This window comes from Mesorhizobium sp. M7A.F.Ca.MR.176.00.0.0, assembly GCF_004023165.1.
In the GTDB taxonomy this organism is placed as follows: Bacteria; Pseudomonadota; Alphaproteobacteria; order Rhizobiales; family Rhizobiaceae; genus Mesorhizobium.
Genome location: NZ_RZTC01000199.1, coordinates 1 through 4,619, shown reverse-complemented (window position 1 = coordinate 4,619; position 4,619 = coordinate 1). Strand labels below are relative to the sequence as shown.

At 64.5% G+C, this 4,619-nt stretch carries 4 protein-coding genes; 3 read left to right on the top strand and 1 reads right to left on the bottom strand.

Annotated elements, in window-relative coordinates; genetic code table 11:
- The coding region (gene traA, locus EOB59_RS37015) for a Ti-type conjugative transfer relaxase TraA (RefSeq protein ID WP_245486869.1) at positions 1-1,527 on the bottom strand (1,527 nt) is incomplete at its 3' end.
- A 247-nt stretch (positions 1,528-1,774) separates the two neighbouring features.
- On the opposite strand from traA, the gene traC reads away from it, so the two are divergent.
- Genes traC through traG form a run of 3 tightly spaced genes read left to right on the top strand, consistent with a single transcriptional unit; the run spans position 1,775 to position 4,209 of the window.
- Complete coding sequence (traC, locus tag EOB59_RS33380) at positions 1,775-2,071, top strand: conjugal transfer protein TraC (protein WP_095482583.1); 297 nt, start codon at positions 1,775-1,777, stop codon at positions 2,069-2,071.
- A 4-nt stretch (positions 2,072-2,075) separates the two neighbouring features.
- Entirely contained in the window at positions 2,076-2,291 is a 216-nt protein-coding gene (locus EOB59_RS33375; protein ID WP_164895829.1) for a type IV conjugative transfer system coupling protein TraD, read from the top strand.
- Positions 2,278-4,209: a Ti-type conjugative transfer system protein TraG gene (gene traG, locus EOB59_RS33370; protein WP_095482584.1), complete on the top strand. Its 1,932-nt coding sequence runs from the start codon at positions 2,278-2,280 to the stop codon at positions 4,207-4,209. Before EOB59_RS33375 ends, traG begins: the two co-directional genes overlap by 14 nt.
- The last annotated feature ends 410 nt before the right edge of the window (positions 4,210-4,619 follow it).

Genomic DNA, 4,619 nt, shown 5'->3' with positions numbered 1-4,619 from the left:
CTGCAGTTGCTCCGGATCGCCGACCAGAACGAGCTTGGCGCCTGCCCTGACGACGGCCTCGACGAAGCCGGCCATCTGCTTCGAGGCGACCATGCCGGCCTCGTCCATGACGAACACCGTCTTGGCATCGAGCGTGTCCCGGCCCTTTTCCCAGCGTAGCTCCCACGACGCCAGAGTGCGGCTGGCGATCCCTGCTTCCTTCTCCAGACCCTCTGCCGCCTTGCCGGCAAGCGCAGCACCCACCACCCGGTACCCGGCAATTTCCCATGCCTCGCGGGCGGCCTTCATCATGGTGGTCTTGCCGGCGCCGGCGCGGCCGACGACAGCCGCGATGCGGGCGGAACCGGCGACATGGTCGATGGCGGTTCGCTGCTCGTCCGACAGGCGGGCATGCCGGGCAAAGGTCGCTTCCAGTAGCCTCTGCGGAACGCCGTGGGTCTCATGACCGGAAAGCCAGATCGCCCGCCGCGCCATCCCGGCTTCGAGCCGGATCAGATCCCGCAAAGTGTAGCGTGCGGGCATCCTTTCTCCGGTTGCAAAGGCCACCGTGTCGCGCTGCAGGCGCAACACCTCCGGGCGCTGGATGATGCGCGCAAGGAGCTGCTGAAACACTGCCGGATCGTCGACATAGCGATGCAGCACCTTCGCGATATCGCGTTCATCGAAGACGCTCTTCTCGCGGGTAACGAGATCGAGCACGATCTCCGGACGGGCCTGAATGCGGCGCAGGTTCTCAGCCTTCCGCGCCTCCTGCAGGTCAAGCCTCTCCAGCGACGGCTTCCATCCTTCCGCTGTTGCCTTGCGCTGGATCGCCTTGGCGCCAACGCCGACATGGATCGTCGGCACGAGCTCGATGCCCTGCTTTTCGTAGGCGCGGCCATCAACCTGTAGCGCGACCCCGTTGAGCGCGAGATGATGGTTCTGCCGTTCGAACCAGCCATCGCGAAAGGCGTTAAACTCTTGCGTGCCGCCGGCCCATAGCTCGTAAACGATCTTGCCACTGTTGATTCGCAGCGGCTGCCCATCGTCGCCGGTGACCGCGACCTTCTTGGCGCCAAAACCGTCCTCGGTGAGCGGCCGCAGCGTCGTCATCAGATGGATGTGCGGATTGCCCGGATTGTCGTGGTAGACCCAGTCGGCAACCATACCCTTCGACAGGATGTGCTTTTCCACGAAGTCTCGGACGAGCGCGATATTCTGTTCGACTGAGAGCTCCAGCGGCAGGGCGATGGTGAGGTCCTTGGCAAGCTGCGCGTCGACACGCTTCTCGAAGGCCTCGACCTTGTTCCAGAAGGCCTCCGCGGCTCCGGCGGTGGACCGGTCCGCGATCAGCTTGCGCGCCCATTGCGGCGCATCGGCCGGTAGCAAGAACTCCTCATGCACCAGGCCGTGCTTGCGCGAATAGTCGATCGTCCGGGCCTCGCGTTCGTAGTCCATCTTCGCGCAGTGCCGGTAGGCCGCTGACAGCACCGCGCTGCGGCCGTCGCCGCGGCTGACGATGCTGACGGAGAAGTGGGCGATGGCCACGGCGACGAAAACTCCCGAATGCGAACCTCGTTCGTCGGGAGCGGCGGGCCGTGTCAGGCCTCAACGCAACACGTCGCGCCAGCGACGTATAATTGCGCCCTTGGATGCCGCTCCTTCGGAACGGCCGGATGATCCTCCAAAGTGTCGGCCTTGCCGACGTGCAAATCTGCACGTTCCTCCGGACGTGCTTTTGAGAAAGTCTTGCGGCGAAACAAACGCCACAAGACTTTTGGGAGACGCGACCGGAATGAAGAAGCCGTCATCAAAGATACGTGAAGAAATCGCCCGCCTGCAGGACCAGCTCAAGCAGGCCGAGACGCGCGAGGCCGAGCGCATCGGCCGGATCGCGTTGAAAGCCGGACTCGGCGAGATCGAGATCGAGGAGGCCACGCTTCAGGCGGCGTTCGAGGAAATCGCCGGGCGCTTTCGCGGAGGCAAGGGAGCTGCGACCGGAAAGAGAAACACCGGTGAGGGCAGGAGTGCAGGCGCTCCGCCCGCGACGGTCGCAACTGGCGCGGCTGCGGGCAGCGCTAGCGAGGCTTGAGCGAATGCGCCGGAGCCAAGCGGCCGACGCACGAAAAAAGGATACGCGCGAGAAGATCGAGCTGGGCGGCCTGATTGCGAAAGCTGGTCTCCGTTACGAGAAGCGGGCGCTGCTGCTCGGCCTGCTGATCGACGCGGCGGCACGCATCAACGGCGACGATGCGGAGCGCTCGCGCCTGACCGCAATCGGCGCGGAGGCCTTCGGCCGTGACGGCGAATAGGATCGCCCTCGCCCTGATCCCGGCGATGATGATGGTCGGGGTGACCATCCTCATGCCGGGCATCGAGCACTGGCTCGCAGCCTTCGGCAAGACCGCTCAGGCAAAGCTGATGCTCGGACGCATCGGTCTCACTTTGCCCTATGTGACGGCGGCCGCGATCGGCGTGATCTTCCTGTTCGCGGCCAGCGGCGCGGCGAACATCAAGGCGGCGGGATGGGGCGTGGTTGCGGGCAGCGTGGCGACGATCCTGATCGCATTGATGCGTGAGGCGGTCCGCCTTGCAGGTATTGCCGGCAATGTCCCAGCGGGCCGGTCCGTCTTCGCATATGCGGACCCGGCGACGACGATCGGCGCCTTCGCCGCATTTGTCGCCGGCGTGTTCGCGCTGCGCGTTGCCGTGAAGGGCAATGCCGCCTTCGCGAGGCCTGCTCCGCGTCGCATCCATGGCAAGCGCGCGGTCCATGGGGAGGCAAACTGGATGGGCATGACCGAGGCCGCCAGGATGTTTGCGGATGCGGGCGGCATCGTGATCGGCGAGCGCTATCGTGTCGACCGCGACAGCGTGGCCGGCATGTCGTTCCGGGCCGACGCACGGGAGACATGGGGTGTGGGCGGCAAAGCTCCGCTACTTTGCTTCGACGGGTCGTTCGGCTCATCGCATGGCATCGTCTTCGCCGGCTCCGGCGGTTTCAAGACGACGTCGGTGACAATTCCGACCGCGCTCAAATGGGGCGGCGGTCTTATCGTGCTCGATCCGTCGAGCGAGGTCGCGCCGATGGTCGTCGATCACCGGCGCAGGGCCGGTCGGAAGGTGATCGTGCTCGATCCTTCCAGCCCCGCGACCGGCTTCAACGCTCTCGACTGGATCGGCCGATTCGGGGCAACGCGGGAAGAAGACATCGTCGCGGTCGCGACATGGATCATGACCGACAATGCCCGCGCCGCCTCGGCGCGCGACGACTTTTTCCGCGCCTCGGCCATGCAGCTCCTGACTGCTCTGATCGCCGACGTCTGCCTGTCAGGGCATACGGAAAAGAAGGACCAGACGCTGCGCCGTGTCCGCGCCAATCTCTCCGAGCCTGAGCCGAAGCTGCGCGAGCGGCTGACGCGGATTTACGAGCAATCGGAATCCGCCTTCGTGCGCGAGAACGTCGCGGTCTTCGTCAACATGACGCCGGAGACCTTCAGCGGCGTCTATGCGAATGCGGTGAAGGAGACGCACTGGCTCTCCTATCCGAACTATGCCGCCCTCGTCTCGGGCGACGGCTTCTCAACCGACGAGCTCGCGGGCGGCCGTACGGATATCTTCATCGCGCTCGATCTGAAGGTGCTGGAAGCCCATCCGGGGCTGGCGCGGGTGGTAATCGGTTCGTTCCTCAATGCGATCTATAACCGCAATGGCGAGGTCGCCGGCAAAACCCTGTTCCTGCTCGACGAGGTCGCGCGACTTAGCTATCTGCGCATCCTCGAAACCGCGCGCGACGCGGGGCGTAAATACGGCATCAGCCTGACGCTGATCTTTCAGTCGATCGGCCAGATGCGAGAGGCCTATGGCGGCCGCGACGCCAGCTCGAAATGGTTCGAGTCCGCATCCTGGATCTCGTTCGCGGCGATCAACGATCCGGAGACGGCGGAGTATCTTTCGAAGCGTTGCGGCGACACGACGGTCGAGGTCGACCAGACAAACCGCTCCTCCGGAATGAAGGGATCGTCGCGATCGCGATCCAAGCAACTCAACCGCCGGCCGCTGATCCTGCCGCATGAGGTCATGCGCATGCGGGCCGACGAGCAGATCGTGTTCACCGCGGGCAACCCGCCGCTGCGCTGCGGGCGCGCGATCTGGTTTCGCCGCGACGACATGAAGGCCTGCGTCGGAACCAACCGGTTCCATCGGAGCGAAGGCGGTGACAGTGGCTGATTTGCCCAACGCCGATCAGGCTTCCCTCGTCCCGAACGTCACGCCTGCTGCGAGAGGATCGTCACGCGAACGCGCCGAAACCGTTTTAGCGGGTTCGGTGAGCGCCGCCTTTTTTTCGGCGCGAGTAGAGCCGTCCGCCGTAGGCGGCTCGCCCAAATCCGATTCAGCCCAGGTGGCCATTTCTGGCCCCTGAGATGCGGGGAAGTTGAACGATGCCCGTAAAGACCATCGAAACCGTATCCTGCGAAAACCTCGGAAGCCAAGCAGGGAGGCATGCCCTCTGAAAACCGTCGTCAGACTCCGGCAGAAGAAAAGACTGCGATTCGGGCAGCCGAAGACGCCGCGCGGGAAACAGTCCGTCTATCGGAGGAAATCGTCGCGTCGGAAAATCGGATCGGCGATTGCGAAGT